The sequence below is a fragment of the Flavobacterium koreense genome (assembly GCF_054776075.1).
The window spans coordinates 1-5,076 of sequence record NZ_BAAHCF010000021.1 but is presented as its reverse complement, the minus strand read 5'-3'; the positions used below and the strand labels follow the sequence as shown (position 1 = coordinate 5,076).

At 47.4% G+C, this 5,076-nt stretch carries 2 tRNA genes and 2 rRNA genes; all 4 read right to left on the bottom strand.

The features are described 5' to 3' along the window. Positions 1 to 13 precede the first annotated feature (13 nt). The 4 genes from ACYU7A_RS08050 to ACYU7A_RS08035 all read right to left on the bottom strand — a co-directional run bounded on the left by ACYU7A_RS08050 (position 14) and on the right by ACYU7A_RS08035 (position 4,857). Positions 14 to 2,895, bottom strand: a 23S ribosomal RNA gene (locus ACYU7A_RS08050). Positions 2,896 to 3,024: 129 nt separating this feature from the next. Then, positions 3,025 to 3,098 (bottom strand) — tRNA-Ala (locus ACYU7A_RS08045). A gap of 89 nt (positions 3,099 to 3,187) precedes the next feature. Next, positions 3,188 to 3,261 (bottom strand) — tRNA-Ile (locus ACYU7A_RS08040). A gap of 82 nt (positions 3,262 to 3,343) precedes the next feature. Next, positions 3,344 to 4,857 (bottom strand): 16S ribosomal RNA (locus ACYU7A_RS08035). The 16S and 23S rRNA genes sit together here with 2 tRNA genes alongside, the layout of an rRNA operon. Positions 4,858 to 5,076: the final 219 nt, after the last annotated feature.

Genomic DNA, 5,076 nt, shown 5'->3' with positions numbered 1-5,076 from the left:
ACAGGATTCGTTTGCACATAAACTTACGGGTTATTAGTACTACTCGACTATGACATTACTGCCTTTACATCTATAGCCTATCAACGTTGTCATCTCCAACGACCCTTAAAAGAAATCTCATCTTGTGGTGGGTTTCGCGCTTATATGCTTTCAGCGCTTATCCCTTCCAAACGTAGCTACTCTGCGGTGCTCCTGGCGGAACAACAGATACACCAGAGGTTTGTCCAATTCGGTCCTCTCGTACTAGAATCAGATCCACTCAAATTTCTAACGCCCACAGTAGATAGAGACCGAACTGTCTCACGACGTTCTGAACCCAGCTCGCGTGCCACTTTAATGGGCGAACAGCCCAACCCTTGGGACCTTCTCCAGCCCCAGGATGTGACGAGCCGACATCGAGGTGCCAAACCCCCCCGTCGATATGAGCTCTTGGGGGAGATCAGCCTGTTATCCCCGGCGTACCTTTTATCCTTTGAGCGATGGCCCTTCCATGCGGAACCACCGGATCACTATGCTCTACTTTCGTACCTGATCGACCTGTATGTCTCTCAGTCAAGCTCCCTTATGCCATTGCACTCTACGCACGGTTACCAAGCGTGCTGAGGGAACCTTTAGAAGCCTCCGTTACTCTTTTGGAGGCGACCACCCCAGTCAAACTACCCACCAAGCAATGTCCTCTCATTAGAGAGTTAGGCCTCAGATAAGCAAAGGGTGGTATTTCAACAATGACTCCACAACGCCTAGCGACGCCACTTCATAGTCTCCCACCTATCCTACACATCACTTATCCAAGGTCAATACTAAGCTATAGTAAAGGTGCACAGGGTCTTTTCGTCCCACTGCGGGTAATCGGCATCTTCACCGATACTACAATTTCACCGAGCTCATGGCTGAGACAGTGTCCAGATCGTTACACCATTCGTGCAGGTCGGAACTTACCCGACAAGGAATTTCGCTACCTTAGGACCGTTATAGTTACGGCCGCCGTTTACTGGGGCTTCAATTCAATGCTTCTCCGAAGATAACATCTCCTCTTAACCTTCCAGCACCGGGCAGGTGTCAGGCCCTATACTTCATCTTACGATTTTGCAGAGCCCTGTGTTTTTGATAAACAGTCGCCTGGACCTTTTCACTGCGGCCAGCATTGCTGCTGGCGACCTTTCTCCCGAAGTTACAGGTCTATTTTGCCTAATTCCTTAGCCATGAATCTCTCGAGCACCTTAGGATTCTCTCCTCGACTACCTGTGTCGGTTTACGGTACGGGTTCTTATAATCTAAGTTTAGAGGTTTTTCTTGGAAGCCCTTAGGCACACTATCTCTTTGTCCGAAGACTCCGAGTACTATCGTATTTCCCCAAGCCGCGTGGATTTGCCTGCGCAGCTTATAGGTAGGTACTTCAACGAACTATTCCGTCAGTTCGCGGTGCTTTCATCACTCCGTCACCCCATCACAATTATAAGAAGTACGGGAATATTAACCCGTTGGCCATCGACTGTCCCTTTCGGGTTCGCCTTAGGACCCGACTAACCCTCAGCTGATTAGCATAGCTGAGGAAACCTTAGTCTTTCGGTGTGCGGGTTTCTCGCCCGCATTATCGTTACTTATGCCTACATTTTCTTTTCTAACTAGTCCAGCATACCTTACGATACACCTTCAACCCTGTTAGAATGCTCCCCTACCACTTATACTTACGTATAAATCCATAGCTTCGGTAATATGCTTATGCCCGATTATTATCCATGCTCGTCCGCTCGACTAGTGAGCTGTTACGCACTCTTTAAATGAATGGCTGCTTCCAAGCCAACATCCTAGCTGTCTGGGCAGACAAACCTCGTTTTTTCAACTTAGCATATATTTGGGGACCTTAGCTGATGGTCTGGGTTCTTTCCCTCTCGGACATGGACCTTAGCACCCATGCCCTCACTGTTAGTAAACATTATATAGCATTCGGAGTTTGTCAGGAATTGGTAGGCGGTGAAGCCCCCGCATCCAATCAGTAGCTCTACCTCTATATAACTTTATGACCAACGCTGCACCTAAATGCATTTCGGGGAGTACGAGCTATTTCCGAGTTTGATTGGCCTTTCACCCCTACCCACAGGTCATCCGAAGACTTTTCAACGTCAACCGGTTCGGACCTCCACTATGTGTTACCACAGCTTCATCCTGCCCATGGGTAGATCACACGGTTTCGCGTCTAACACTACTGACTAAAGCGCCCTATTCAGACTCGCTTTCGCTACGGATCCGTGACTTAATCACTTAACCTTGCCAGCAACGTTAACTCGTAGGCTCATTATGCAAAAGGCACGCCGTCACCCCACGAAAGGGCTCCGACCGCTTGTAAGCGTATGGTTTCAGGATCTATTTCACTCCGTTATTCACGGTTCTTTTCACCTTTCCCTCACGGTACTGGTTCACTATCGGTCTCTCAGGAGTATTTAGCCTTAGCGGATGGTCCCGCCAAATTCAGACAGGGTTTCACGTGCCCCGCCCTACTCAGGATACCACTATCGTTATCTTCTCTTACTTATACGGGACTATCACCCTCTATGGTTAACCTTTCCAGGTTATTCTAATTCAATCCGCAACAAATGTCGTGGTCCTACAACCCCAATATTGCCGTAACAACATTGGTTTGGGCTAATCCGCGTTCGCTCGCCACTACTTACGGAATCACTTTTGTTTTCTTCTCCTCCGCCTACTTAGATGTTTCAGTTCAGCGGGTTTGCCCACCTATCGGTGTACTATGTCTTCAACATAGTGGGTTGCCCCATTCGGATATCTACGGATCAATTCGTGTGTGCCAATCCCCGTAGCTTTTCGCAGCTTATCACGTCCTTCTTCGCCTCTGAGAGCCTAGGCATCCCCCATACGCCCTTATTTTGCTTATGCGCCGCCTAAATAATAAATTATTTAGGACTTATAATAAATACGCGATAAATCGCGCATCTACTGTGCTTTCTATTTCTTATTATTTTCTTATCTCAATATGTCAATGAACTTTTCTTCTTATCGAAGTAGTGGAGAATAACGGAGTCGAACCGTTGACCTCCTGCGTGCAAGGCAGGCGCTCTAGCCAGCTGAGCTAATCCCCCGATTTTTTAGTCGGCAGTTAACAGTTTTCAGTTAACAGACTTCAAACGGCTCACTCAACCTCTAAAATTTCCTTTAAGCTAAAACAAAGTAGTCCCGCCCAGACTCGAACTGGGGACCCCTACATTATCAGTGTAGTACTCTAACCAGCTGAGCTACGAGACTCTGTTTTTTGCTTTTGTATTATTTGAATTAACAGCAGAAAGTAAAACCTATCTCCTAGATATAGTCTTTTATCATTCTCTAGAAAGGAGGTGTTCCAGCCGCACCTTCCGGTACGGCTACCTTGTTACGACTTAGCCCTAGTTACCAGTTTTACCCTAGGCAGCTCCTTGCGGTCACCGACTTCAGGTACCCCCAGCTTCCATGGCTTGACGGGCGGTGTGTACAAGGCCCGGGAACGTATTCACCGGATCATGGCTGATATCCGATTACTAGCGATTCCAGCTTCACGGAGTCGAGTTGCAGACTCCGATCCGAACTGAGAACGGTTTTGTAGATTCGCTCCTACTTGCGTAGTGGCTGCTCTCTGTACCGTCCATTGTAGCACGTGTGTAGCCCAAGGCGTAAGGGCCGTGATGATTTGACGTCATCCCCACCTTCCTCACAGTTTACACTGGCAGTCTTGTTAGAGTTCCCGACTTGACTCGCTGGCAACTAACAACAGGGGTTGCGCTCGTTATAGGACTTAACCTGACACCTCACGGCACGAGCTGACGACAACCATGCAGCACCTTGTAAATTGTCCGAAGAAAAGTCTGTTTCCAAACCTGTCAATCTACATTTAAGCCTTGGTAAGGTTCCTCGCGTATCATCGAATTAAACCACATGCTCCACCGCTTGTGCGGGCCCCCGTCAATTCCTTTGAGTTTCATTCTTGCGAACGTACTCCCCAGGTGGGATACTTATCACTTTCGCTTAGCCACTGAACTTGCGCCCAACAGCTAGTATCCATCGTTTACGGCGTGGACTACCAGGGTATCTAATCCTGTTCGCTCCCCACGCTTTCGTCCATCAGCGTCAATCCACTAGTAGTAACCTGCCTTCGCAATTGGTATTCCATGTAATATCTAAGCATTTCACCGCTACACTACATATTCTAGTTACTTCCTAGTAATTCAAGTCTGACAGTATCAATGGCCGTTCCATCGTTGAGCGATGGGCTTTCACCACTGACTTATCAAACCGCCTACGGACCCTTTAAACCCAATGATTCCGGATAACGCTTGGATCCTCCGTATTACCGCGGCTGCTGGCACGGAGTTAGCCGATCCTTATTCTTACAGTACCGTCAAGCTCCCTCACGAGGGAGTGTTTCTTCCTGTACAAAAGCAGTTTACACACCATAGATGCTTCTTCCTGCACGCGGCATGGCTGGATCAGGCTTGCGCCCATTGTCCAATATTCCTCACTGCTGCCTCCCGTAGGAGTCTGGTCCGTGTCTCAGTACCAGTGTGGGGGATCTCCCTCTCAGGACCCCTACCCATCATCGTCTTGGTAAGCCGTTACCTTACCAACTAACTAATGGGACGCATGCTCATCTTTTACCGTTGGAACTTTAATGTATAAACCATGCGATTCATACATACTATGGGGCATTAATCCAAATTTCTCTGGGCTATTCCCCTGTAAAAGGTAGATTGCATACGCGTTACGCACCCGTGCGCCGGTCTCATTACCCGAAAGTAACTACCCCTCGACTTGCATGTGTTAGGCCTGCCGCTAGCGTTCATCCTGAGCCAGGATCAAACTCTTCATCGTATATTTTAATATTGTCGATAATTCAATAATATCTATTTTTCGATTTGCCTTACTTTCTTTTTCTTTGTCTTATCTTTTGGATAAGACGGCTGTCAATTCAATATGTCTATGAACGTGTCATTCTTTTTTATGTCGCCATTCTCTCGTTTAGCGGGTGCAAAAGTACATCTTTTTTCTTAACTCGCAAGTAAATCGAAAAAAAATATTTTTTTTCTTTTT